24 protein-coding genes are annotated in these 23457 nt (G+C 58.9%); 13 read left to right on the top strand and 11 right to left on the bottom strand.

Going from position 1 to position 23457, the window contains the following annotated elements:
* Nucleotides 1–66: 66 nt before the first annotated feature.
* From aruF to acs, 9 genes are all read right to left on the bottom strand, one after another.
* A complete protein-coding gene (gene aruF / locus ACI5GA_RS07375) occupies nucleotides 67–1098 on the bottom strand; it encodes an arginine/ornithine succinyltransferase subunit alpha (protein ID WP_404631358.1) in 1032 nt (343 codons plus the stop codon).
* Between the two features lie 176 nt (nucleotides 1099–1274).
* Nucleotides 1275–2495 carry an aspartate aminotransferase family protein gene (locus tag ACI5GA_RS07380; RefSeq protein WP_404631360.1) on the bottom strand — a complete coding sequence of 407 codons (1221 nt, stop codon included), beginning with the start codon at nucleotides 2493–2495 and terminating at the stop codon, nucleotides 1275–1277.
* Nucleotides 2496–2818: 323 nt separating this feature from the next.
* A complete protein-coding gene (argR, locus tag ACI5GA_RS07385; protein WP_404631362.1) occupies nucleotides 2819–3802 on the bottom strand; it encodes a transcriptional regulator ArgR in 984 nt (327 codons plus the stop codon).
* Nucleotides 3803–3952: 150 nt separating this feature from the next.
* A complete protein-coding gene (locus ACI5GA_RS07390; protein ID WP_404631364.1) occupies nucleotides 3953–4717 on the bottom strand; it encodes an ABC transporter ATP-binding protein in 765 nt (254 codons plus the stop codon).
* A gap of 21 nt (nucleotides 4718–4738) precedes the next feature.
* Complete coding sequence (locus ACI5GA_RS07395) at nucleotides 4739–5851, bottom strand: succinylglutamate desuccinylase/aspartoacylase family protein (RefSeq protein ID WP_421422399.1); 1113 nt, start codon at nucleotides 5849–5851, stop codon at nucleotides 4739–4741.
* A gap of 1 nt (nucleotide 5852) precedes the next feature.
* Nucleotides 5853–6551, bottom strand: a complete 699-nt coding sequence (locus tag ACI5GA_RS07400) for an ABC transporter permease (protein ID WP_404631368.1) — start codon at nucleotides 6549–6551, stop codon at nucleotides 5853–5855.
* A complete protein-coding gene (locus tag ACI5GA_RS07405) occupies nucleotides 6548–7237 on the bottom strand; it encodes an ABC transporter permease (RefSeq protein ID WP_404631370.1) in 690 nt (229 codons plus the stop codon). Before ACI5GA_RS07405 ends, ACI5GA_RS07400 begins: the two co-directional genes overlap by 4 nt.
* A 90-nt stretch (nucleotides 7238–7327) precedes the next feature.
* Nucleotides 7328–8104 carry an ABC transporter substrate-binding protein gene (locus ACI5GA_RS07410; protein ID WP_421422400.1) on the bottom strand — a complete coding sequence of 259 codons (777 nt, stop codon included), beginning with the start codon at nucleotides 8102–8104 and terminating at the stop codon, nucleotides 7328–7330.
* A gap of 688 nt (nucleotides 8105–8792) precedes the next feature.
* Nucleotides 8793–10748, bottom strand: a complete 1956-nt coding sequence (gene acs, locus ACI5GA_RS07415; RefSeq protein ID WP_404631374.1) for an acetate--CoA ligase — start codon at nucleotides 10746–10748, stop codon at nucleotides 8793–8795.
* A gap of 451 nt (nucleotides 10749–11199) precedes the next feature.
* Between acs and ACI5GA_RS07420 the strand changes: the two genes are divergently transcribed.
* Nucleotides 11200–11466 carry a DUF2790 domain-containing protein gene (locus ACI5GA_RS07420; RefSeq protein ID WP_421422401.1) on the top strand — a complete coding sequence of 89 codons (267 nt, stop codon included), beginning with the start codon at nucleotides 11200–11202 and terminating at the stop codon, nucleotides 11464–11466.
* 140 nt (nucleotides 11467–11606) lie between these two features.
* On the opposite strand, the gene ACI5GA_RS07425 is transcribed toward ACI5GA_RS07420, so the two are convergent.
* Complete coding sequence (locus ACI5GA_RS07425; RefSeq protein ID WP_421422402.1) at nucleotides 11607–13163, bottom strand: sigma-54-dependent transcriptional regulator; 1557 nt, start codon at nucleotides 13161–13163, stop codon at nucleotides 11607–11609.
* A gap of 277 nt (nucleotides 13164–13440) precedes the next feature.
* Between ACI5GA_RS07425 and phhA the strand changes: the two genes are divergently transcribed.
* The 12 genes from phhA (at nucleotide 13441) to ACI5GA_RS07485 (ending at nucleotide 22989) form a co-directional block, all read left to right on the top strand.
* Nucleotides 13441–14244 (top strand): phenylalanine 4-monooxygenase, encoded by an 804-nt coding sequence (gene phhA, locus ACI5GA_RS07430; RefSeq protein ID WP_404631380.1) that lies wholly within the window; start codon nucleotides 13441–13443, stop codon nucleotides 14242–14244.
* A 15-nt stretch (nucleotides 14245–14259) separates the two neighbouring features.
* Nucleotides 14260–14616, top strand: a complete 357-nt coding sequence (locus ACI5GA_RS07435) for a 4a-hydroxytetrahydrobiopterin dehydratase (RefSeq protein WP_421422403.1) — start codon at nucleotides 14260–14262, stop codon at nucleotides 14614–14616.
* Entirely contained in the window at nucleotides 14617–15813 is a 1197-nt protein-coding gene (locus tag ACI5GA_RS07440; protein ID WP_421422405.1) for an amino acid aminotransferase, read from the top strand. It begins immediately after the preceding gene.
* Between the two features lie 201 nt (nucleotides 15814–16014).
* On the top strand, nucleotides 16015–16608 hold the full coding sequence (locus ACI5GA_RS07445; RefSeq protein WP_421422406.1) for an NAD(P)H-dependent oxidoreductase: 594 nt from the start codon (nucleotides 16015–16017) through the stop codon (nucleotides 16606–16608).
* Entirely contained in the window at nucleotides 16605–17129 is a 525-nt protein-coding gene (locus ACI5GA_RS07450) for a DUF2867 domain-containing protein (protein WP_421422407.1), read from the top strand. Before ACI5GA_RS07445 ends, ACI5GA_RS07450 begins: the two co-directional genes overlap by 4 nt.
* Nucleotides 17130–17168: 39 nt before the next feature.
* Nucleotides 17169–18359 carry an AfsA-related hotdog domain-containing protein gene (locus ACI5GA_RS07455; protein ID WP_421422408.1) on the top strand — a complete coding sequence of 397 codons (1191 nt, stop codon included), beginning with the start codon at nucleotides 17169–17171 and terminating at the stop codon, nucleotides 18357–18359.
* Nucleotides 18356–19504 (top strand): NADH:flavin oxidoreductase, encoded by a 1149-nt coding sequence (locus ACI5GA_RS07460; protein ID WP_421422409.1) that lies wholly within the window; start codon nucleotides 18356–18358, stop codon nucleotides 19502–19504. The genes ACI5GA_RS07455 and ACI5GA_RS07460 overlap by 4 nt, the downstream gene beginning before the upstream one ends.
* A gap of 11 nt (nucleotides 19505–19515) precedes the next feature.
* On the top strand, nucleotides 19516–20289 hold the full coding sequence (locus ACI5GA_RS07465) for an SDR family NAD(P)-dependent oxidoreductase (protein ID WP_404631394.1): 774 nt from the start codon (nucleotides 19516–19518) through the stop codon (nucleotides 20287–20289).
* 1 nt (nucleotide 20290) lies between these two features.
* Nucleotides 20291–21055: an SDR family oxidoreductase gene (locus tag ACI5GA_RS07470; protein WP_421422410.1), complete on the top strand. Its 765-nt coding sequence runs from the start codon at nucleotides 20291–20293 to the stop codon at nucleotides 21053–21055.
* Between the two features lie 145 nt (nucleotides 21056–21200).
* Nucleotides 21201–21338, top strand: coding sequence for a hypothetical protein (locus ACI5GA_RS07475; RefSeq protein WP_404631398.1), 138 nt, complete (start codon nucleotides 21201–21203; stop codon nucleotides 21336–21338).
* An 80-nt stretch (nucleotides 21339–21418) separates the two neighbouring features.
* Nucleotides 21419–21598: a hypothetical protein gene (locus ACI5GA_RS07480; RefSeq protein WP_404631400.1), complete on the top strand. Its 180-nt coding sequence runs from the start codon at nucleotides 21419–21421 to the stop codon at nucleotides 21596–21598.
* A 176-nt stretch (nucleotides 21599–21774) separates the two neighbouring features.
* Entirely contained in the window at nucleotides 21775–22989 is a 1215-nt protein-coding gene (locus ACI5GA_RS07485) for an MFS transporter (RefSeq protein ID WP_404631402.1), read from the top strand.
* A 49-nt stretch (nucleotides 22990–23038) separates the two neighbouring features.
* On the opposite strand, the gene arfB is transcribed toward ACI5GA_RS07485, so the two are convergent.
* The gene (arfB, locus tag ACI5GA_RS07490) at nucleotides 23039–23452 is read right to left on the bottom strand and encodes an alternative ribosome rescue aminoacyl-tRNA hydrolase ArfB (protein ID WP_421422411.1); all 414 of its coding nucleotides are present in this window, start codon (nucleotides 23450–23452) and stop codon (nucleotides 23039–23041) included.
* Between the last annotated feature and the right edge of the window lie 5 nt (nucleotides 23453–23457).

Consider the following 23457-nt stretch of genomic DNA (forward strand, 5'->3'; position numbering starts at 1 on the left):
ACGCTTTTTTTGCAGTACTTCGCAGTACGTTGCGGCCACCGATGACTCAACCGATAAACAAAACCGTCAGACCGCGACGATGCGCACGCTGGCGCCCTCGCCGACACCCAGGGCTTCGGCGGCTGCCACGCTCAGGGTCACCGGCTTGCCGGGCACCCAGTCGAGTTCCAGCATCACCGCGCGGTAATCCTGCAACTGGCTGTTGGCGACCAGATACGGACGCCCGCCCTTGACGGCGTCGCCGCTGTCCACCGGGTCGACTTTCACTGGCACCACGCGGCTCTGGGCAATCGAGCGAATGCCGGACACCCGCGCATGCAGGGTCGGACCACCGTCGAAGATGTCGATGTAATGGTCGGTTTCAAAGCCTTCGCGCATCAGGATGTCGAAGGTGATCTGCGCACGCGGATGCACCTGGCCCATGGCCTCTTGGGCCTCGTCCGGCAGCAACGGCACGTAGATCGGGTAATGCGGCATCAGTTCTGCGAGGAACGTCCGGCTTTTCAGGCCACACAGACGCTCGGCTTCGGCGTAGTTGAGGTCGAAAAAGTTACGGCCGATGGCGTCCCAGAACGGTGAGTCGCCGTTTTCGTCGCTATAACCGACGATTTCGGTCACCACCGAATCGGCGAAGCGCTCGGGGTGCGCGGCGACGAACAGCAGTCGGGCGCGTGAGTTGAGTTCAGACCATAACGTACCGACCAGTTCGGGCAGCACGTAGAAACTGGTCAACAGGCTGTTGCCGGTCAGGTCGTGGCACTGGGACAGAACGTGAATCTTGTTGTGAATCTTCAGTTCGCGGGAGGCGTGAACGAAAGTCTCGTTGCGAAAGCTGTAGAACGGCTCTGAATACCCCGCCGAGGCGACGATCCCCGAACAGCCCACCAGCCGACCGGACTCGGTGTCTTCCAGCACGAAAAAATAGGTTTCCTCGCCGTTGAAGCTGACCTCGGCGGCAAACGACGCCTCGGACGCGGCGATCTTGTCACCCAGACGGCCAGCGTCATCCGGCAGAGACGTGACACCAATCGGGCTGTCCGCAGCGAGTCGCTGGACCTCGCTCAGATCCGCCATTTGCGCAGGGCGCATTACCAGCATGGTGTCACTCCTTGGAAAAAATCAGGCCGGTTACCCGGCGAGAGAAAACAAAATGTGAGACTTGCGCGATCCGTGGGAGCCGGCTTGCTGGCGAAGGCGTCAACCCAGACACATTGATGTCTACTGACACACCGCTTTCGCCAGCAAGCCGGCTCCCACATGGAATGCAGACGCTGTTAGGCCGCAGCCAGCTTGGCGACAGCACGCTCGAAACGGTCCAGACCTTCGTTGATATCGGCATCTTCGATCACCAGACTCGGCGCGAAACGCACCACGTCAGGACCGGCTTGCAGAATCATCACGCCTTCATGCTCGGCCGCGTTGAAGAAGTCCTTGGCTTTGCCTTTCCAGGCGTCAGTCAGCACACAACCGATCAACAGGCCCATACCGCGCACTTCGCTGAACACGCCGTATTGCTGGCCGATCTTCTCAAGCCGCGTCTTGAACAGGTCATGCTTGGCCTTGACGCCCTTGAGCACTTCAGGGGTGTTGATCACGTCGATCACCGCCTCGCCCACCGCGCAGGCCAGCGGATTGCCGCCGTACGTGGTGCCGTGCACGCCGACCGACAGGTGCTTGGCCAGCTTGTCAGTAGTCAGCATGGCCGCCATCGGGAAACCGCCGCCGATGCTCTTCGCGCTGGAAAGGATGTCCGGGGTCACGCCGTAATGTTGATAGGCGAACAGATGGCCACTGCGCCCCATGCCGCTCTGCACTTCGTCGAAAATCAGCAGCGCATTGTGTTCGTCGCACAGTTTGCGCGCGCCTTGCAGGTATTCCAGTTCGGCAGGCAACACGCCGCCTTCGCCTTGAATCGGCTCCAGTACAACGGCGCAGGTCTTGTCGCTGACGGCCGCTTTCAGTGCAGCCAGGTCGTTGTACGGGACGTGGGTGATGCCGGTGATTTTCGGGCCGAAACCGTCGGAGTATTTCGGCTGGCCACCGACGCTCACGGTGAACAGGGTGCGACCGTGGAAGCTGTTCAGTGCAGCAATGATTTCGTACTTCTCGGTGCCGTACAGGTCATGGGCCACACGACGGGCCAGTTTGAAGGCCGCTTCGTTGGCTTCGGCGCCGGAGTTACAGAAGAACACGCGATCAGCGAACGTGGCGTCGACCAGTTTCCTGGCCAGGCGCAGTGCCGGTTCGTTGGTGAAGACGTTGGAGACATGCCACAGCTTGTTGGCCTGTTCGGTCAGTGCACCGACCAACGCCGGATGGGCGTGGCCCAGTACGTTAACCGCGATGCCACCGGAGAAATCCACCAGCTCACGGCCCGACTGATCCCAGACGCGGGAACCCTGGCCGCGCACGGGAATGAACGCTGCGGGGGCGTAGTTGGGGACCATCACCTGGTCGAAATCGGCACGTTGCACCGGTACTTGCTCAACGGACATCGGAGTCTCCTGAAGAGGAACGCCTGCCTGGGACTGGCGAGCGATGGAAGGATTGTAAGGACTGATTTCAGCCCGGCCTTGCCGCCAAGCGACAACTTCTTATAGCGCAAAACCGGCTTTTTCCGAGGCTTTCGGCAATGCGACAAATAGCGTCGGAAAGGCGCAGTTTAAACGTTGGCGCGCCGTTGTAGCAGCGGTCTGTCGATTTGATTTGATCGCAACGCACGCGCAATAACCTGTGGGAGCCGGCTTGCACGGCCTTCGGCCAGAAGCAGCGACCGTTGCCACCGGCAGCAATCAAATTCGGCAAATCGCCGTCGGTGTCAACCGCGCTCGGCGGGAACCGACGACAACTCGAACGGGCTGCTGCTGCGTCGCTGGTTGCGGTCTTCGCGGGGGGTGGCACCAAAGAAATTGCGATAGGCACTGGAGAAATGCGGGCCGGAGGAGAAGCCACAGGACAGGCCGATCTGAATGATCGACTTGCTGGTTTGCATCAGCATCTGCCGCGCCTTGTTCAGACGCAGCTCCAGGTAATACTGGCTCGGTACACGATTGAGATACTGCTTGAAGATGCGCTCCAGTTGACGACGGGACACGCACACATGCTGGGCGATTTCGTCGGTGGTCAGCGGCTCTTCGATGTTGGCTTCCATCAACAACACAGCCTGGGTCAGTTTCGGATGGCTCGACCCCAGACGGTTCTGCAATGGAATGCGCTGACGCTCGCCACCTTCACGGATGCGCTCAACCACCAGCTCCTCGGAAACCGCTCCGGCCAATTCAGCGCCATGATCCCGAGCCAGTACGGCCAGCAACAGGTCCAGCACCGACATGCCGCCGCAGGCCGTCAGACGATCCCGGTCCCAGTCGAACAAATGGCTGGTGGCGATCACTTTCGGAAAGCGCTCGGCGAAATCATCTTGCCAGCGCCAGTGCACGGCTGCGCGGTAACCGTCCAACAGCCCCAGCTGCGCCAGCGGGTAAACCCCCGCTGACAAGCCACCAATCACACAACCTGCGCGCACTAGTTGTTTCAGCGCGCCAGCGAGTGCCGACGCCATGGGCGCAGGAGGCTCGTCGGCCAACAGGAACACTTTCTGACACCCTTCCAGACGCCCCACCCACGACTCGCCCGGCAATTGCCAGCCGCCGTTCGATTCCGCCGGCTCGGCGTGCATGAAGGTCAGCTCATACGCGACTTCGGGATGAACGCGCTGAGCGACACGCAAGGCTTCCTCCGCCAGCGCCAGAGTCAGGGCTTTGGTGCCGGGCCAGATGAGAAATCCGATTCGATGGGCAGTCATGGCGTGCAATCCGAAACGTGTCGCTGTTAGGGGTCACACGCCCGCGCGTGTGAAGTGAACCCGTTGCTATCAGTTCATGCCAGCGGTCAAGGTGACGCGCAGCATGAACTGTTCTGACGCAAAACGCACCGTCCGGGACGGCGCGTTTCGCTACTTCAAGCTGCCGGAGAGAAACTGCTGCAAACGTTCCGACTTCGGATTGAGCAACACTTCGCGGGGATCGCCGCTTTCTTCGACCAAGCCTTTGTGCAGGAAAATCAACTGATTGGAGACTTCGCGAGCAAAGCCCATCTCGTGGGTCACCACCACCATGGTGCGACCTTCCTGAGCCAGTGCCTGCATGACCTTGAGTACATCGCCAACCAATTCAGGGTCCAGCGCCGAGGTCGGCTCGTCGAACAGCATGACTTCCGGCTCCATCGCCAGCGCGCGAGCGATCGCCACACGCTGCTGTTCACCCCCGGACATATGACCCGGGTAGGCGTCCTTGCGATGAGCCACGCCCACCTTGTTCAGGTAGTGTTCGGCCTTTTCCAGCGCTTCCTTTTTGGGCACGCCGAGGACGTGAACGGGCGCCTCGATAATGTTTTCCAGCGCCGTCATGTGCGACCACAGGTTGAAATGCTGAAACACCATCGACAGGCGCGAACGCATGCGCTGCAGTTGTTTCGGATCGGCAGCCTTCAAGCCGCCGTCCTTGCTCGCCACCAGCTTCAACTCTTCGTTGTTGAGCAGGATGCGACCGGATTTGGGCTGCTCCAGCAGATTGATGCAGCGCAGAAAGGTACTTTTTCCCGAGCCGCTGGAGCCGATGATGCTGATCACGTCACCTGCTTTGGCGGTCAGCGAAACGCCTTTGAGCACTTCGTGACTGCCGTAGCATTTATGCAGGTCCTGGATTTCCAGTTTGTTCATGTTCTCGGTTCTCACAGGTAATCAGTCGCTGAGCAGGCGGCCGCTGCGCAGCGGGGTACGTCCCGCCACCTTGGCCATCCAGAAACCCGGTTGGGCGTAACGCAGTTTTTCGATGGCGAACAATACGCCAGCCGTTGCGGTGCAGACCGTGGTGACGCGGTCGGTCAGCGGATCAATCACTTCGAACAGCGGCTCGCCCGGCTCGACCCAGGCACCCGCCGGGCGCAGGAAGGTCAGCACGCCGGGGTGCGGCGCGTAGATCATTTCGGTGCCTTCGAAGGGCATGCCTTCGCACGCGTCATGAGTCGCTTGCGGCCACTCGCCGCCAATCAACCCCTGCTCGGCGAGGAACGCCAGAATGCCTTCGGCATACGCCTCGGCTTCGGCCTTGCCGGTGTTGGACTGTCCGCCGAGTTCGAGCGTGGTCGACATGCACGCCAATGGAATTTGCGCTTCGGGGAACTGCTTGCTCAGGCGCAACCAGGGCAACGAACAGGCTTCGTCGAACGAGCTGCCGCCTGAATCTTCGGCCAGCAACCCGACGCTGACGCCCAGATGCGCCGACAGTGAACGCCATTGCGGCCAGTGCTGCGGCAAAGCATACATGTGCAGCGAGGCATCGGTGTCGCAATGCAGGTCGAGCACAATGTCGGCGTTGCAGGCATGGCGCAACAGCACCCGCTGCATACCCGCCAGCTCGCTGCCCGCAGGCGGCAATTGGTCGAGCACATCAGCCATGGCCTGGCGGATCAGCTTCACATTGGCGTGAGGATCATCGCCCAGTTTGCCCATCAATCGCTCGGCCACAGGCTCGCTCAACTCGGTGAAATCGCGGTTGAAGTTCTTGCCGCTGCCGTATTCGAAACGCCCCTGATGATTGCCTTGCAGCAATTGCCCCAGGCCAATCGGGTTAGCGACGGGCACCAGTTCGATAACGCCCTTGAGCAAGCCTTGGGTTTCGAGTTGCGTCAGCCGCTTTTTCAATTCCCAGGCCGTACGCATGCCCGGCAGTTCATCGGCGTGCAGGCTGGCCTGAATGTAAGCCTTGCGCTCGCCCTGACCGAAGCGGAACACGCTCAGCGTGCGCTGCGTGCCGAGATTGCCCCATGGCAAGTCGTGATCGATGCGTTGCATATCAGTGCTTCCTCGGTGCGAGGTAACCAAGCCAGCGGCGCTCGGCCAGCTTGAACAGTTTCACCAGAATGAAGGTCAGGCACAGGTAGAACACGCCCGCCGTGATGTACGCCTCGAACGGCAGATACAACCGGGCGTTGACATCACGCGCCGCACCGGTGATGTCCATCAAGGTGACGATGGACGCCAGACTGGTGGTCTGCAGCATCATGATCACTTCGTTGCTGTACTGCGGCAGTGCACGGCGCAACGCGGACGGCAGCAGAATGCGACGGTACATCTTGGCCTTGGACATGCCCATCGCCCGCGCCGCTTCGATCTCGCCCGGTGGCGTGGATTTGAGGCTGCCCGCGATGATTTCCGCGGTGTAGGCGCTGGTGTTGATGGCGAAGGCCAGGCAGGCGCAGAAGGTCGCGCTGGACAGCCACGGCCAGAAAATGCTCTCGCGCACCGCTTCGAACTGGGCCAGGCCGTAGTAGATCAGGAACAACTGCACCAGCATCGGCGTGCCGCGAATCACGTAGGTGTAGCTCCAGGCCAGCAGGTTGACCCAGGCGACTTTCGAGACGCGCATCAGGGCCAGCGGCAAGGCCGTCAACAGTCCGAAGAACAGCGACAGCGCGAGCAGCTTGAGGGTAATCAGTACGCCGCTGAAGTACAGCGGCAGGTTGTCCCAGACGACGTGGTAATCGAAGATCATAGGTCTGCCGCCCTTACGCCTGCCGAGTAGCGTTTTTCGATATGCCGCAGCACCAGCAGCGAGACACTGGTGATCACCAGATACATGGCCGCGACGGCGAGGAAGAAGGTGAAAGGTTCGCGGGTCGCATCAGCGGCCTGCTTGGCCTTGAACATCATGTCTTGCAGACCGACCACGGAAATCAGCGCAGTGGCCTTGGTCAGCACCAGCCAGTTGTTGGTGAAGCCGGGAATCGCCAGACGGATCATCTGCGGCACCATGATGCGGAAAAACACACGCATTCTGCTCATGCCATACGCCATGCCCGCTTCGGCCTGGCCTTTGGGAATGGCCATGAAGGCGCCACGAAACGTCTCGGAAAGATAGGCCCCGAAAATGAATCCCAGCGTGCCGATACCGGCCATCAGGGGGTTCAGGTCAATATAGTCGTCGTGCCCGAGCAGCGGCGCAACGCGGTTGAGCAGGTCCTGACCACCGTAGAAAATCAGCAGGATCAGCACCAGATCAGGAATGCCACGAATGACCGTGGAGTACACATCGCCCAGCCAGGCCAGCCAGCGCACCGGGGACAGACGCAGTGACACGCCGATCAGCCCGAGCACGATGGCCAGTGCCATGGAGCACAAGGCGAGCTGCAGGGTCAGCCATGCACCGTCGAGGATGACGGCTCCGTAGCCTTTCAACATGTAGTGTGGCCCTCGAGCGCGGGATAGAAAAATGGCGCAATCAGAAGGATCGAAGATCCGCTGACTGCGCCATTGCGTTCGGAATTCGACTTACTTGCCGTAGATGTCGAAGTTGAAGTACTTGTCTTGAATCGCTTTGTATTTGCCGTTTTCGCGGATGGCCGCAATGGCTGCGTTGAGCTTGTCCAGGTCAGCCTTGTCGCCTTTGCGTACCGCGATGCCAACGCCGTCGCCAAAATAGTTGACGTCGGTGAACGCCGGACCAACGAACGCGTAGCCTTTGCCAGCGTCAGTGTTCAGGAAGCCGTCTTGCAACAAAGTGGCGTCGGCCACGGTGCCATCCAGACGACCGGCGCCGATGTCCAGATAGATTTCGTTCTGCGAGCTGTAAGGCTTGATTTCAGCGCCCAACGGAGCCAGGACTTCCTTGGCGAAACGTTCGTGGATCGAGCCACGTTGCACGCCGATGTTCTTGCCTTTCAGTTCGCTCAGGCCGTCGCTGACGACCGTGCCCTGCTTCATGACCAGACGGGCCGGGGTGTTGTAATACTTGTTGGTGAAGTCAACGGATTTCTTGCGGTCTTCAGTGATAGACATCGAGGACAGGATCGCGTCGATCTTGCGCACTTTCAGCGCCGGGATCAGGCCGTCGAATTCCTGCTCGACCCATACGCACTTGACCTTCATCTCTTCGCACAAGGCGTTGCCAATGTCGTAGTCGAAGCCGACGATGCTGCCATCCGGCGCTTTCGAAGCGAATGGAGGGTACGCCGCTTCGATACCGATTTTGAGAGGCTTTTCATCAGCGAACACAGGCTGTGCCAATACGGACAGCGCCAGTGCGCCCAGCAGCATGAGCTTTTTCATTCTTGGAACTCCATCGGTCTAACGCAACAAGTGGCAGTGAGCGAAACGCTCAATGGGCAGAAGGATGCTTTGAAATTGCGACGCGAGGCGCCATCGAGTCTCAAGGCTCGGCGGGCCTTCGGCGAGTGATCGGCATTTTAGCGGCAGGCTGTAAGTCGATATTTCTTCAATGCGACAACTAGTTACAGAAGCGCCGAGAAAGTCGATCAGACTGATTGACAGCCCAAGCATTTCATGCCCGGGCAATTAGCAGCAAACCCATCAACGAAGCAAATAACGCGCCCATTATTGGCAAAGCCTTCTAATCCGGCAAGCCCAGCATGTCGGGAGGTAGATTCAGGCGATCGAATGCGACGGTTACGGGGTGTTTCGCCCCATACCGGCGCAACCGGTTACAGGGCGCACTCGCTAGGTAACAAATCGATATATATCTTTCAAACTTCAGCCCGTGGGGGATTCTGTGTTGGCTGGTAAATGGCCTTCGCCACCAGAGGCGGCTCCCACAATGATCGCGCAGGGTCCAAGCCCTACGTTCGACACCGAACCTGTAGGAGCCGGCTTGCTGGCGAATACGTTGGGGCAGCCCCAACCTATGTGAATGCCACACCGCCTAATAGGCCCAACCAACCATAAAAAACGCCCCGCCTGGCTTTCACCGGACGGGGCGTTATTTATCACAGAGTGGCTATCAGGCCGCCGTCATGGTCTTGTGGGTCTCGACCAGATGCGCCACGACACTCGGGTCGGCCAGCGTCGAGATGTCGCCCAGTGCGTCATACTCGCCGGTAGCGATCTTGCGCAGGATGCGGCGCATGATCTTGCCGGAGCGGGTTTTCGGCAGGCCAGGCGCCCATTGGATGACGTCCGGCGAAGCGATCGGACCGATCTCCTTGCGCACCCAATTGCGCAGTTCGATACGCAACGCTTCGTCCGGCACCTCGCCACCGTTCAGGGTGACGTAGACATAAATGCCCTGTCCTTTCAGGTCGTGCGGCACACCGACAACCGCAGCTTCAGCGACTTTCGGGTGAGCCACCATCGCACTTTCGATCTCGGCGGTGCCCATGCGGTGGCCGGACACGTTGAGCACGTCATCTACGCGGCCAGTGATCCAGTAGTAGCCGTCTTCATCACGACGCGCACCATCACCCGTGAAGTACATGCCACGGAAGGTCTTGAAGTAGGTATCGACGAAGCGATCGTGATCGCCGTACAGGCTGCGGGACTGGCCCGGCCACGAATCGAGGATCACCAGATTGCCTTCCGCCGCACCTTCGATCAGGTTGCCAAGGTTGTCCACCAGCGCCGGAATCACACCGAAGAATGGACGGGTTGCTGAACCCGGCTTCAGAGCCGTTGCACCCGGCAGCGGGCTGATCAGAATGCCGCCGGTTTCGGTCTGCCACCAGGTATCGACAATCGGGCAATTCTGTTTGCCAACGGTGTTGTAGTACCAGTTCCAGGCTTCCGGATTGATCGGCTCGCCCACCGAACCCAGCAGGCGCAGGCTCGAACCGTCGGCGCCTTCGACTGCTTTGGTGCCTTCGGCCATCATCGCGCGGATCGCGGTCGGCGCGGTGTAGAGGATGTTGACCTTGTGCTTGTCGATGATCTTCGACATGCGGGTGATGTCCGGGTAGTTCGGAATACCTTCGAACAGCAACGTAGTCGCGCCATTGGCCAGCGGGCCGTAGACGATATAGCTATGACCAGTGACCCAACCCACGTCAGCGGTGCACCAGTAGATTTCACCCGGTTTGTAGTCGAACACGCGCTCATGGGTCAGAGCGGCATATAGCAGGTAGCCTGCGGTGGTGTGCAGCACGCCTTTCGGTTTGCCGGTGGAGCCGGAGGTATAAAGGATGAACAGCGACTCTTCGGCACCCATTTCTTTCGGGGCACAGGTGCTCGATGCCACTTCCAGCAGCGCGTGGTACCAGATGTCGCGATGGCGGTTCCACTCAATGTCGCCACCCGTGCGTTTGCACACGATGACCTTCTGCACACTGTTGGTTTCGGGGTTGGTCAGGGCACGGTCGACGTTGGCTTTCAGGGCTGTTTTCTTGCCACCCCGCAGGCCTTCGTCAGCGGTGATCACCACTTTCGATTTGCAGTCGATGATGCGACCGGCCAGCGCCTCCGGCGAGAAGCCGCCGAACACCACGGAGTGAATCGCGCCGATACGGGCACAAGCCAGCATCGCCACCACAGCTTCCGGAATCATCGGCATGTAAATGGTCACCACATCACCCCGGTGCACGTCCTGACCGCGCAGCGCGTTGGCGAACTTGCAGACTTCTTCGTGCAGTTCGCGGTAGGTGATGTTGCGGCTTTCGGAAGGATCGTCGCCTTCCCAGATGATTGCGACCTGATCGCCACGTTCAGCCAGATGGCGGTCCAGGCAGTTGTAGGAAACGTTCAAGGTGCCGTCGGCGAACCACTTGATGTCGACGCGATGATCGTCGAAGGAGGTCTGTTTGACGTGGGTGAAAGGCTTGATCCAGTCCAGGCGCTTGGCCTGCTCGCGCCAGAAACCATCGGGGTTGACCACCGACTGCTGGTACATGGCCTTGTAAGTCGCCTCGTCAGTCAGCGTGTTTGCTGCCACTTCAGGGCGAACGGGGTACAGGGAAGCCGCACTCATCTTTCTTACCTCGGTGGAAATGTTGTTTTTGTATGGACCACTTGTATCCGCCGATGGCTCAGAAAGCCATTCGACGATGGTCTTACCGGCCTTCAGCATAACGCCGAAACGCTCCGACAGGCCCATTTTCTGGCGAATCTTCATGTGCGGACTACGACCAAAGAACGAGACCGCCGAGCGCTCAAACGCCCAATTCGACGATTGTTACCGAAACGCTCAACAGTCTTTATCAAAATGGTTTCTATATAACCTTAGTGCAGAGGCATAGAATTCATTCCGCCAACACGGCAAATGATTGACAACTTAAAGCCCCCCACACACTGGCTGTCGATCGAGTAACTTAACCCAGTAATGACTGGCTTCACACAAAGCCCCACAAGGGTTTTGCGCACCCTGCCGAACGGAATACCTGTTCGACCGAGTTGACGAAGCAACTTAGAGGAAACATGTAATGAAAGCTGCAGTGGTTGTAATGGCTCTTTGTGGTTTCAGCGCCATGGCAATGGCAGAAGAATCGGGTGCGAAAGTAGCGGCCCAACAGCAACGCATCGAGCACTACACTTACGCGACCAAACTGGACATCGCCAAGGTCATCTCGGTGGACGAAACGCCTAATGTCTGCGCCGTCGTGCCGCAACACATGACCTACGAAGACTCCCAAGGCCAGCGCCATGTCATGGAATACATGGTGATGGGCAACGGCTGCAGCAACGGCTGATTGATAGGCAACGCTCCGCCCTGTAGGAGTGAGCGTGCTCTGGGCGGCATTCCGACGATAGCGGTCCATCAGAACACTTTTATTGATTGACCGATCGCTATCGCGAGCACGCTCACTCCTACAATTTGATCTACGTCATTTCAACTATCGTGACCGACGCCGTAACTTTTTAACTTATTGGCAATCGTCGTATGCGAAACACCTAAACGTTTTCCCAATAAGCGACTGCTCGGATATTCCCGATACAGGTGTTCCAATACCGTTTTCTCAAAACGCCCGACTATCTCTTCCAGCCCTCCGTCCAGAGCAAACTCTCCCAAGGGTTGACGCACGCCATAATCGGGCAAACGAATATGCTCGGCATTGACCTGCCCGCCCTCACACAGCGATACCGCTTGAAACAATACGTTTTCCAATTGCCGGATATTACCCGGCCAATGGTATTGATTCAGCCGCACCATGGCAGCGGGGGCGATTCGGGGAAGTGGGCAGCCAATCTGCCGACTCGCCTGGTCGAGAAAGTGCTGAACCAGCGTTTCAAGGCCGTCGAGGCAGTCACGCAGCGGCGGAATGTGCAGCGACAGCACGTTCAGTCGATGATAGAGATCCTGGCGAAACTCACCGCGTGCACACAGTTCGGACAGGTCAACCTGCGTCGCGCAGATCACTCGCACGTCCAGGTACACCTCTTCATCACTCCCGACGCGCCGGAAGCAACCGTCTTGCAAATAACGCAACAGTTTCGCCTGCAACCGTGGGCTGATTTCCGCTACACCATCCAGAAACAGCGTACCGCCCGCCGTCAACTCCAACAGCCCGAGCTTGCCTTCGGCACGAGCGCCTTCGAACGCCCCGGGCCCGTAACCGAACAACTCAGTCTCGGCCATGGACTCGGACAATCCCGCGCAATTGAGCGCCATCATCGGCGACTGGCCGCGAGGGCTCGCCAGGTGGCAGGCCCGCGCCAGCAACTCTTTGCCGGTCCCGGTCTCGCCTTCTATTAATAGCGGCGCATCCAGAGGGGCCATGCGCCGCGCTTCTCGCACCACCGCTGCCATGACTTTCGAACTTTGGAAAATGCTGTCGAAGCCGCGCAACTCCTGTTTGCGCACGTTGTAAATGTGCTCGCCGACGCGATCCGCCCGATGCAGCGTCAACACCGCGCCGGCCATCGCTTCACTGTCTTCGTGCTCGGACTGCAAGGGCGCGATGTCCGCGAGAAAAATATCGCCTTTCACTGTCACCCGCAGCCCGTTGATGCGAGAGCGGTTGGCGCGCACCAGTTGCGGCAGGTCGAAGTCCTCGGTGTAACGGGACAGCGGAATGCCCGGCACTTCATCGACTCGCACACCGAGCAACTGCGCCGCCGCTCGGTTGGCCGCGACGATCGAGCCGCCCATGTCGATGGACAGGACTGGAAACTCCAGCGCTCCCAGCAACGCATTCAGTTCCAGGTGCCGACGTTCGCTGGGAATCAGTCCTACGCGCTTGACACCGAAGACGCCGGGAATCGTTTCGAACTTCGGCACCATTGCCTGAAATTGCAGGTTGATCAGGTTTGGGCAACGCAGGTAAATCGCATCGCCCCGCTCGCCTCCCACCTCCCCTCCCGAGACGTTGACGCCATAAGAGACGAGCAGATCGAGGATGTCGCGCAGGATCCCGACGCGGTTTTGACAGTGCACTTTGATGCGCATGGCAGGTCGACTCTTCTGAACAGGCTGAGTTTTTGTAGGACCGTGAAGTTTATCGTCAAGAATACGTTACAGCGCAACGGCACATATCCCGCTCAGACGGCATATTTGTGAGGGCGTCGTAAAAATCGTCAGGAATTCTTTACATCATCAAGCGCAAATCCTAGACCCGGATCGATTTCACCTCACTGCAAGCGGCTGCAAAACCGTTATCTATACCCACAGGCGGGCCATGAACCCGTTTCGCTCCAGATAACAAAAAGCCATTCAGGAGAGCAGCATGAGCACGCAGTATGTCGCCCGCGAACCGGACGTCAGCGGCTTTATCGACTACCCCGACGCCGAGCATCGGGTCTGGAACACTCTGATCACTCGACAGATGAAAGTGGTCGAGGGACGCGCCTGTCAAGAATACCTCGACGGCATCGAACACCTGAAACTGCCCCATGACCGAATCCCGCAATTGGGCGAAATCAACCGCGTGCTTGACGCCACCACGGGTTGGCAAGTTGCACGGGTCCCCGCTCTCATTCCCTTCCAGACCTTTTTCGAACTGTTGGCCAGCAAACGATTTCCCGTGGCTACGTTCATCCGTACCGAAGAAGAACTGGATTATTTGCAAGAGCCCGACATCTTCCATGAAGTTTTCGGACACTGCCCGCTGCTGACCAACCCCTGGTTTGCTGAATTTACCCACACCTACGGCAAGCTCGGTCTGGCAGCCAGCAAAGAGCAGCGGGTGTATCTTGCCCGTCTGTACTGGATGACCATCGAGTTTGGTCTGGTGGACACCCCTCAAGGTCGCAAGATTTATGGCGGAGGCATTCTGTCCTCGCCCAAGGAAACGGTGTACAGCCTGTCCACGGAACCGACGCACCAGGCATTCGACCCCATTGAAGCCATGCGCACGCCCTATCGAATCGACATCCTGCAACCGCTTTACTTTGTGCTGCCGAACCTCAAGCGCCTGTTCGACCTCGCCCACGAGGACATCATGGGCATGGTCCAGACGGCCATGCAGGCAGGCCTGCATGCGCCACGCTTCGCGCCGAAGAACCCGACACCCAAAACAACTGCCGCCTGAACAAGGACCCTCTTCATGACATCCCTGAGCCAAAACCACTGCGAAGCCTGCCGCGCCGATGCCACGCAGGTCAGCGAAGCCGAATTGCCTGAACTGTTGCGCCAGATTCCGGACTGGAACATCGAAGTCCGTGATGGCGTGATGCAACTGGAAAAGGTCTGGCTGTTCAAGAATTTCAAATTTGCGCTGGCGTTTACCAACGCGGTCGGCGAAATTGCCGAGTCCGAAGGTCATCACCCCGGTCTGCTGACCGAATGGGGCAAAGTGACCGTGACCTGGTGGAGCCATTCCATCAAAGGGCTGCACCGCAACGATTTCATCATGGCTGCCCGCACCGACGAGGTGGCCAAGAGCGCCGAGGGCCGTAAGTAAATGCATTTTTCACAGATTCAGCGTGTGCCGGATGATCCGATCCTGGGCTTGATCCAGGCCTACGCCAAAGACCCGAACCCGAACAAGTTCGACCTGGGCGTGGGTGTCTACAAGGACGCCCAAGGCCTGACCACCATTCCCCGTGCGGTCAAACTGGCCGAACAGCGTCTGGTGGACTCGCAACCGACCAAGACCTACATCGGCGGTCATGGCGAGCCGCGTTTCGGTACGCTGATCTGTGAACTGGTCATGGGCGCCGATTCGTCGCTGATCCAGCAAAAGCGCGTCGGCGCCACGCAAACGCCCGGTGGCACAGGCGCACTGCGACTGTCCGCCGACTTCATCGCCAACTGCCTGCCCGGCAAAGGCATCTGGCTGAGCGACCCGACCTGGCCGATCCACGAAACCATCTATGCCGCAGCGGGCCTGAAAGTCAGCCATTACCCCTACGTGGGCCGCGACAACAAACTGAACGTTCCGGCCATGCTGGAAACCCTGAACACCGTGCCGGAAGGCGACGTGGTGCTGCTGCATGCCTGCTGCCACAACCCGACCGGCTTCGACCTCAGCCACGACGACTGGCATGAGGTGCTGAAAATCGTCAAACGTCGCAACCTGCTGCCGCTGATCGACTTCGCGTATCAAGGCTTTGGTGACGGTCTGGAAGAAGACGCGTGGGCTGTTCGCCTGTTTGCCGCCGAACTCCCTGAGCTGCTGATCACCAGCTCCTGCTCCAAGAACTTCGGCCTGTACCGCGAGCGCACGGGCGCGCTGCTGGTGTGTGCCGACAACAGCGAGAAACTGGCCGACGTGCGCAGCCAGCTTTCGGCCACTGCCCGCAATCTGTGGTCCAACCCGCCGGATCATGGCGCGGCGGTCGTGGCAGAGATTCTGGGAGATCCCGAACTCAAGGCACTCTGGGCCGACGAAGTGGAAGAAATGCGCAGCCGTATCGCGCAACTGCGTCTGGGCCTGGTCGAAGCGCTGACGCCTTTAGGCTTGGGTGAGCGCTTCGCTCACATCGGCGTGCAACGCGGCATGTTCTCGTACACCGGCATGAGCGACGATCAGGTGGCTCGTTTGCGCAACGAGCACAGCGTGTACATGGTCGCAGCCGGCCGCGCCAACGTCGCAGGCATTGACGCCACACGGCTGGATGCGCTGGCAGCGGCCTTTGCAGCCGTCTGCCAAGACTGATCGCTCTGGGCCCGCTTACATCGCAATGATCGTAAGCGGGCCTCTCCTGATATTAAACATGAGTTTTAATTAAAGACGCATTACGTCAGAAGCAACGTGCGCATCAAGTCAACACTTTCCCACGCACTTTTCCGTTGCCAGAAAAACTCAACTTACTCAAACTAAGGCCCTCTACTTTTCCCAACCAACTAGAGAGACCTTATGAAAACTCTGGCAATCGTCGCACACCCCCACGTTGAACAATCACGCGTTAACGCCCGCTGGATGAAAGCACTTCAACAGGCCCCTGACATTCAAGTAAAAGACTTGATCACACTGTACCCTGACTATCAGTTTGATCTGGATCAAGAACAGACTGATCTTATTCAGGCAGACCGTATCATCTTGCAGTTCCCGTTGTTCTGGTACTCCTGCCCTGCGCTGCTTAAAAAGTGGATAGACGATGTTTTCACGCCGGGTTTCGCCTATGCCCGAAACGGTGACAAGTTAAAAGGAAAAGAGTTGATGTTGTGCATTTCCGTTGGTGCCCCGGAAGACGGTTATCGCGCCACCGGGTTCAATCATTTCACCCTCGACGAGTTGCTGCGTCCCTTTCAGCAAACCGCGAACTACATAAAGGCACGCATGGTGCCGCCGTTCATTTTCTACGAATCCGTGTTTGCCAGCGACGAGCAGATCGAGGCCTCCGCGCAAGCCATGCTGGCCCACGTTACAGGCGTTTGCGAGCCCGCCAGTGTTGTCTACGAGAAGCTGCTGCTGACCGCCGAGGCCATGAACGTTGCCCTCGTTTCATGATGCGCTCAGCCACCTCCGCGGGCCGTCGGGTGCGTCCACCTGCGTCCTGTTCACTGACAGAACACTTTGACGCCGCTTATTATTCGGATTGTTTTACACGCCACTTTTATTATTCATCGGATGATCCGGCGATTGCGATCTACCGGAAAATGACCCATCGAACACCGGCCTGGATCCATAGACTGCTGCGGTGGCGCGACACGCTTGTAAAACCGCTGAACATGGGGGCAACACGGGGTTTCAATCAGAAAAAAGAATCCTTTTCAACGCAACTAAGCCCCGGCGATCCGCTGGACTTTTTTGAGGTCGTACGCTGTGAGCAAGACGAACTGTTACTCGTTCACAACGACCCTCATTTTCATGTCTCGCTTTCCATCAACATGGAACGCCACGCGCACACACATGTTATTTATTTGAGCACGCTCGTGACCCCTCGCAGCGCAACGGGAAAGTTCTACACCCGTGCTATTTCGCCCGTTCATCGGCGCATCGTCAACAGCATGCTCAACACCCTGATCTGACTCTGCACTTCTCGCAATACGCTTTAAACAAGGACGAACATGATCGACACGCTACGGAAACTCGACAAACACATCGTGCATAAATCACACGACGACGATGTGCTCATTTATGACCCTCGCCATTTGCTCGCCGCCTGGCTGCCCCTTGACGTCTTGCAACAGGCGGAAAGCGATCCTGAAGTCTTGAATGCCTTGCACGAGGCTTATCGTGTCGACGGTGAACGGCTCATTCTGCGCTCGCTGCCGGGTGTCATTCACAGGACACAACTCGATCAAAACGGCCTGGACTCGCTGGGCGAGTATTACGAACCCTCCGAGGAAGGACGGGTACTGAGCAGCCAGTGGTTACCCGAACATCTTGAGGCACTGTTGAGCGCTCAGTGCTCGAATACCCGGTCACCACTGGACATCCCCGCTCGACAGCGCCTGCACGAATGCTTCAAATGCCTGCCCGGCTACCCCGCCAACAGCCCGGTTTGCTACACGATGTACAACGACACCTCGAATTACTTCTTCTACCGCAAGCACCACGAACATGTGCCGGGGTTGATGCTGATCGAGGTGGCGCGTCAGGCGATGTACGCCGAGTTCTACGCACACAGCGACTTCAAGCGCGGCGAAGTGTCGATTTCAATCCTCGATCTGGATTCGCGGTTCCCTCGCTACACCGAATCGTCCTACCCGGTCAGCGTCATGGTGTCGGATTACGACGCCCCCATGGAAAAAAAACCGCGCAAGATGGACAAGCGCGGGGAGTTTTTCCAGAACGGGCACAAAGTCGCCGAGATCCACTTGCTGGGCGAAGTGATCAAGATGCCGGTGTTCAAACGCATGCGAAACATCAGCATCGATCCAACGCACTGGTTCCGCCCTCTCAAGGGTATCCGCAGGGAAGCCATGATTCGCCTGACCTGCGGTCGGCACCTGACCGGAGAGATTGCACTGTTGTCGATGAACGGCCTGCAAGTACGCTACACGCCACAAACCGGCGATGCGTGGCAGGGGGGCGCGGGACATGTCTATCTGTATCTGGAAAACGACGGCTTGATCACCCTGCCCGTCGCGTCCATTCAGGACCGCGAGGACGCCCACGGATCGACCCTGCACTTGCAATTGGCCTCGCTCGACAGCAGGCAGCGTTTCAACTGGCGCGAAGTGCTCAAGCAGTTCAGCTATTTCGCCCACAGCGACGCCCCTCCCGCCGAAACATGGGTGGAGGCGCAAGCGTGAACCGGCGTTATCCACTGTCCACTCGGCCACTGCGATTGAGCGATGACCTGGTGCTGAAAAACCGCCTGGCTTTCACCTCGATGGGGGTCGATCTGGCGGACGAAAATGGCTGCGCCACTCCCCAGATGACCGCTTTTTATAAAGGTGTCATCGAGGGAGGCTGCGCGATGGCCTTTCTTGGCAACGCCACCGTCAGTGCAGGATCACGCCTGCAAAGCCGTGGCCTGGCGCTGTTCGATGACGCGCAGCGGCTGTCGATGTACGCCGTACAACGCATGGCGTCAGCAGCCGGTGTGCCAGTTGCCGTGCAGTTGCAACACTACGGCGGCCAAGGCGCAGTGCTGCCATCAGGTGCACCGTTGCTGACACCCAGCGGCATCGGCTGTTCAAGGGCGGCACGGCAGTCGCCCGGTTATCGCGTGCAGGCCATGACACTGGAGCACATCGCGCAGGTGATCGACGAATTCGCGTCGGCCGCCTGGCGAGCATGGCAAAGCGGTGCCAGGGTCGTGCAATTGCAGGCGGCGAACGGTTATCTGCTGAGCAGCTTTCTCTCGCCCCGCTTCAATCAGCGGACCGATGCCTATGGTGGTAGCGAAGAGAACCGTGCACGCCTGTTATTGGAGGTTATCCGGGCCATCCGCGCACGAACCGACAATGGGTTGATCGTGACGGTCCGATTGGGCATCGATGACCTGCTCGGTGATGAGGGCTTGCAGTTCACGGAACTGGAAGAGACCGTGCAAGCGCTCAATCAAAGCGGCATTTGTGCGCTGGAATGCTCAATGTCTGTGGGGGCGAGTTTCCATCGGCTGTTCACCCCTTCCCGGGAAATGGACAACTACCTGCATACCGGCGTGAAGGTCATCAAAGGCAGCGCCAGGGTACCCGTGGGTTTTGCCGGTTTTATCGACGGTCTCGACAAGGCCGAACGCCTGCTGGGCGACGAGGTCTGCGACTGGGTGGGCATGTCGCGGGCATTGTTCGCCGATAACCAGTTGATCAACAAGACACTGCAAGGGCGCGCCCGGGATGTCGACCGCTGCCTGTGGGACGGCCGGTGTTTCAGTGACAAAAGCGATCCACGCATGAGCCGGGTGTTCTGCTGCGTGAATCCGAACTACCCACGCCCCACCTTCAATTAAGGGATTTCTCGATGTATGACTTCACAGGAAAAGTGTGCCTGATCACAGGCGGCACCCACGGCATCGGGCTGCGCGTCAGCGAACGGTTGATCGAAGCCGGGGCTGAACTGATCGTGCTTGGACGCGGCGAGTCCAGAGGCCGGGAAGTGGCTGAGCGGCTGGGCGACAAGTGTCGTTCGCTGACGTGCGACGTGGCTGACACCGATCAGGTCGAGCGAGCCTTTCAGACGATACGCAGCGACTATGACCGACTGGACTGTGCGTTCAACAACGCCGGGATCACTGCGCAATACGCCCCTGTCGTCGACTCCTGCAGCACGGACTGGAACAGCGTGATCGGAATCAACATCACCGGCACCTACGAATGCATGAAACACGAACTGCGTATTATGCAAGCTCAAGGCAGATACGGCGCCATCGTCAACACCTCCTCCTGCGCGGGCGTCTTGCCCCTGGCCGGGCAAATGGCCTACAGCGTCAGCAAACAGGCTATCAACACGATGACGCAGGTGGCGTCCATCGAAAACGCACAGTTCGAGGACGGCGGTTGCATTCGGGTCAACGCCATTGCGCCCGGCCCGATTCTGGGGGGCATGAACACGCCGCAACGGCTGGAGGCTGCGCCTGAAAACACCCGACGCAAGATCGGCGTCACGTCCATGAAACGCTTCGGCACTCAGGACGAGGTCGCCAACGCGGTCCTGTGGCTGCTCAGCGATCAGGCGTCTTACGTCACGGGAACGATCCTGTCAGTGGACGGTGGTTATGCCAGCGGAAAATTCTGAAATGCAGACGGCATTCGTGACCGGGGTCAGTCAGGGTTTTGGCAAGGCCATGGCGCAAAAACTGCTGGATGAAGGCCTGACAGTGTTCGGCTGCTCGCGCACACCGCCTGATTCACTCTTGCCACATGAGCGGTTCCATTGGGCGCCGCTGGACCTGAGCGACCTTGTTTCTCTTGAAGCCCGAGCGAGCCGCATGCTGGCCGGGTGGGGGATCGTGCATTTCGATCTGGTGTTCCTCAATGCTGGACGCTTCGGACCTTCACCACGTCCGGCGACTGACGTTTCGCTAAGCGATTTCGTTGACGTGTTGAACCTGAATCTGGTGGCCAACAAGGCCCTGCTCGATGTGCTGTTGAGGGCGTACGCCATCGGGCACTGCGTGCTGTCGGCGTCCATAGCAGGCGTGCGTCTGCGCGCCGGAGCCTTGAGTTATGCCGTGTCCAAGGCCGCCCTCAATGCGCTGGCCGGGGTCTATGCGCTGGAACATCCCCACACGGTTTTTGCCGTTGTCGGTCTGTGCAATCTGCACACCCGGCTGTTGCGCGATGCCTTGGCGGGCGAGCATGTCGACGGCCTTGCGGATTTTGCCGCATTGCGTGAACGCGCGCGTAATGCAGCGTACGTCACATCCCCCGCAGTGCGCGCCGAGCAGCTCTGGACGTTGTATCGACAGGGCTTCGAGCACCATCTGACGTCAGGTATTTTTCAGGATATTCGCGAGGTTGCGAGATTCGATGGCCACTACATGACCAACGGCCATCATTAATCGTCGGACCGTCATGTGATGTGGGGTATGCTCCCTTTGCGTTTTATGGACGCGCTGCCTGATCGGCAGCTCAGGGAGGTCCGCAAACCGGTGTACAACGCCTACCTGCGGATTGAACGAAGCCACTTGTGAGGAGCGACAGACGATGCACGAAATCCCAAACTTCCCCTTCCCAAGCCAAACCCAGCAAAGCGCAGCAGCCCGTCAGGAACTCGGTCAGCCGATCGAGATGAAAGCCGGTGCGAAAGAAGATGACAGTAAGAAAGCCCAAAGCCACGGCTGAGGGATGAATGTTCAGCCCCTATGCAAGAGCGTCTTTGAGGCGTACTTCCATAAGGGCTGAATACTCCGAGACTACAACCCATGACCGACTTCACAGAAACCCAGGCACAGGCACTGATCGGCACCGCCGAGAAGATGATCGAAATCTGGGCACGCTTGACCCCGGAAAAGCAGCAAGCGTTGCTGACCCGTTTCGGCACTCAGGAAAATGCCCTGGCTGCGCTGATCACCACACAACTCGTGTCCCCTGCCACCGAATGACCGCCAGCGTCTGACGCCAGATAATCCGCTTTCCATTCAACACAGATTCAACCTTCGACTGCCATGAACGGGAAAGCCCCGTTATCATGTGGCATCGCTTGACGTTCAAGCGTCTACGCTTCATTCAGTTTCCAGCCCCGCTTCTCCTCTCCAGCCGCAATCGTGGATTGATACCCATGCCAGACGCTTCAAGCGCCGCACCACAACGCCGTGTCGCCGTGACACTGCAGGTCGTTTCCATCGTTCTTTTTACCTTCATCGGTTATCTGAACATCGGCATTCCGTTGGCCGTCCTGCCCGGCTACGTACACACCGACCTTGGTTTTGGCGCCGTAACGGCGGGCCTGGTGATCAGCGTGCAGTACCTGGCCACACTGCTCAGCCGCCCTCAAGCCGGTAAAATCATCGACAACAAAGGCCCCAAAAAAGCGGTGATTATCGGCCTGTTCGGCTGTGGCCTGAGCGGCGTGTTCATGTTGCTGGCAGGCTGGCTCGACGCCTGGCCGATGGTCAGTCTGGTGTGCCTGTTCATCGGGCGGTTGGTGCTGGGCAGCGCGGAAAGCCTCGTCGGTTCCGGCTCCATCGGCTGGGGGATCGGCCGGGTGGGCGCGGCGAACACCGCGAAAGTCATTTCCTGGAATGGCATCGCCAGCTACGGCGCACTGGCGATTGGCGCGCCGCTGGGGGTACTGCTGGTCAAGGCATTGGGCCTGTGGTCGATGGGCATGAGCATCATCCTGTTGGCAGCGTTGGGCATTGCACTGGCCTGGAAGAAAACCCCGGCGCCCATCGTGCATGGAGAACGGATGCCGTTTCTTCACGTGCTGGGTCGCGTGTTGCCCCACGGCACTGGACTGGCGCTGGGTTCGATCGGTTTTGGCACCATCGCCACCTTCATCACCCTGTATTACGCCAGCCACACCTGGCCGAATGCCGTGCTGTGCCTGAGCTTGTTCGGCGCCTGTTTCATCGGCGCGCGATTGTTGTTCGGCAACATGATCAACCGCATTGGCGGTTTTCGCGTGGCCATCGCCTGCCTGTCGGTGGAGGCGCTGGGCCTGTTGCTGCTGTGGCTGGCGCCGAATCCCAATCTCGCGCTGGCGGGTGCGGCACTGACCGGTTTCGGTTTCTCGCTGGTGTTCCCGGCATTGGGCGTCGAGGCCGTGAATCTGGTGCCCGCCTCCAGCCGTGGCGCGGCAGTCGGCGCGTATTCGCTGTTCATTGACCTGTCGCTGGGCATCACCGGCCCTGTTGCAGGCGCAGTGGCGTCGGGCTTCGGCTTCGCCTCGATTTTCCTGTTCGCGGCGTTGGCGTCGTTGGGTGGGTTGGGGTTGAGCGTCTACCTGTACAAGCAGGCGAAGGTGATGCGGGAGAAAGTGACCACACCCTGAGGAATACATTTAACCCTGTGGGAGCCGGCTTGCTGGCGAAAGCGGTACTTCAAAAATCCACCTTCCCCCGCCCCGCCTTGATCGACCCGCGTTTGGACTTGGCTTCCAGTCTGCGGGTCTTGGACCCCAGCGTCGGCTTGGTCGGGCGGCGCTTTTTATCGACCTTCGCCGCACTGACAATCAATTCGCTCAAGCGCTCCAGCGCATCGGCTCGGTTCTGCTCCTGCGTGCGGTATTGCTGTGCTTTGATGATGATCACACCGTCGCTGGTGATCCGGCTGTCGCGCAGCACCAGCAGCCGCTCTTTGTAGAACGGCGGCAGTGACGAAGCATTGATATCAAAACGCAGATGCACCGCGCTGGACACCTTGTTAACGTTCTGCCCACCCGCGCCCTGAGCGCGAATCGCGGTCAGTTCGACTTCGTGGTCGGGCAAGTGAACGTTGTTGGAGATGATCAGCACAGTAC

The organism is Pseudomonas sp. Pseu.R1, assembly GCF_045764065.1.
Classification (GTDB): Bacteria; Pseudomonadota; Gammaproteobacteria; order Pseudomonadales; family Pseudomonadaceae; genus Aquipseudomonas.

Bases quoted from the DNA above. Each gene is read 5' to 3' on its own strand.
- aruF (WP_404631358.1), bottom strand. From the start codon at position 1,098: ATGCTGGTAATGCGCCCTGCGCAAATGGCGGATCTGAGCGAGGTCCAG.
- ACI5GA_RS07380 (WP_404631360.1), bottom strand. From the start codon at position 2,495: ATGTCCGTTGAGCAAGTACCGGTGCAACGTGCCGATTTCGACCAGGTG.
- argR (WP_404631362.1), bottom strand. From the start codon at position 3,802: ATGACTGCCCATCGAATCGGATTTCTCATCTGGCCCGGCACCAAAGCC.
- ACI5GA_RS07390 (WP_404631364.1), bottom strand. From the start codon at position 4,717: ATGAACAAACTGGAAATCCAGGACCTGCATAAATGCTACGGCAGTCAC.
- ACI5GA_RS07395 (WP_421422399.1), bottom strand. From the start codon at position 5,851: ATGCAACGCATCGATCACGACTTGCCATGGGGCAATCTCGGCACGCAG.
- ACI5GA_RS07400 (WP_404631368.1), bottom strand. From the start codon at position 6,551: ATGATCTTCGATTACCACGTCGTCTGGGACAACCTGCCGCTGTACTTC.
- ACI5GA_RS07405 (WP_404631370.1), bottom strand. From the start codon at position 7,237: ATGTTGAAAGGCTACGGAGCCGTCATCCTCGACGGTGCATGGCTGACC.
- ACI5GA_RS07410 (WP_421422400.1), bottom strand. From the start codon at position 8,104: ATGAAAAAGCTCATGCTGCTGGGCGCACTGGCGCTGTCCGTATTGGCA.
- acs (WP_404631374.1), bottom strand. From the start codon at position 10,748: ATGAGTGCGGCTTCCCTGTACCCCGTTCGCCCTGAAGTGGCAGCAAAC.
- ACI5GA_RS07420 (WP_421422401.1), top strand. From the start codon at position 11,200: ATGAAAGCTGCAGTGGTTGTAATGGCTCTTTGTGGTTTCAGCGCCATG.
- ACI5GA_RS07425 (WP_421422402.1), bottom strand. From the start codon at position 13,163: ATGCGCATCAAAGTGCACTGTCAAAACCGCGTCGGGATCCTGCGCGAC.
- phhA (WP_404631380.1), top strand. From the start codon at position 13,441: ATGAGCACGCAGTATGTCGCCCGCGAACCGGACGTCAGCGGCTTTATC.
- ACI5GA_RS07435 (WP_421422403.1), top strand. From the start codon at position 14,260: ATGACATCCCTGAGCCAAAACCACTGCGAAGCCTGCCGCGCCGATGCC.
- ACI5GA_RS07440 (WP_421422405.1), top strand. From the start codon at position 14,617: ATGCATTTTTCACAGATTCAGCGTGTGCCGGATGATCCGATCCTGGGC.
- ACI5GA_RS07445 (WP_421422406.1), top strand. From the start codon at position 16,015: ATGAAAACTCTGGCAATCGTCGCACACCCCCACGTTGAACAATCACGC.
- ACI5GA_RS07450 (WP_421422407.1), top strand. From the start codon at position 16,605: ATGATGCGCTCAGCCACCTCCGCGGGCCGTCGGGTGCGTCCACCTGCG.
- ACI5GA_RS07455 (WP_421422408.1), top strand. From the start codon at position 17,169: ATGATCGACACGCTACGGAAACTCGACAAACACATCGTGCATAAATCA.
- ACI5GA_RS07465 (WP_404631394.1), top strand. From the start codon at position 19,516: ATGTATGACTTCACAGGAAAAGTGTGCCTGATCACAGGCGGCACCCAC.
- ACI5GA_RS07470 (WP_421422410.1), top strand. From the start codon at position 20,291: ATGCAGACGGCATTCGTGACCGGGGTCAGTCAGGGTTTTGGCAAGGCC.
- ACI5GA_RS07475 (WP_404631398.1), top strand. From the start codon at position 21,201: ATGCACGAAATCCCAAACTTCCCCTTCCCAAGCCAAACCCAGCAAAGC.
- ACI5GA_RS07480 (WP_404631400.1), top strand. From the start codon at position 21,419: ATGACCGACTTCACAGAAACCCAGGCACAGGCACTGATCGGCACCGCC.
- ACI5GA_RS07485 (WP_404631402.1), top strand. From the start codon at position 21,775: ATGCCAGACGCTTCAAGCGCCGCACCACAACGCCGTGTCGCCGTGACA.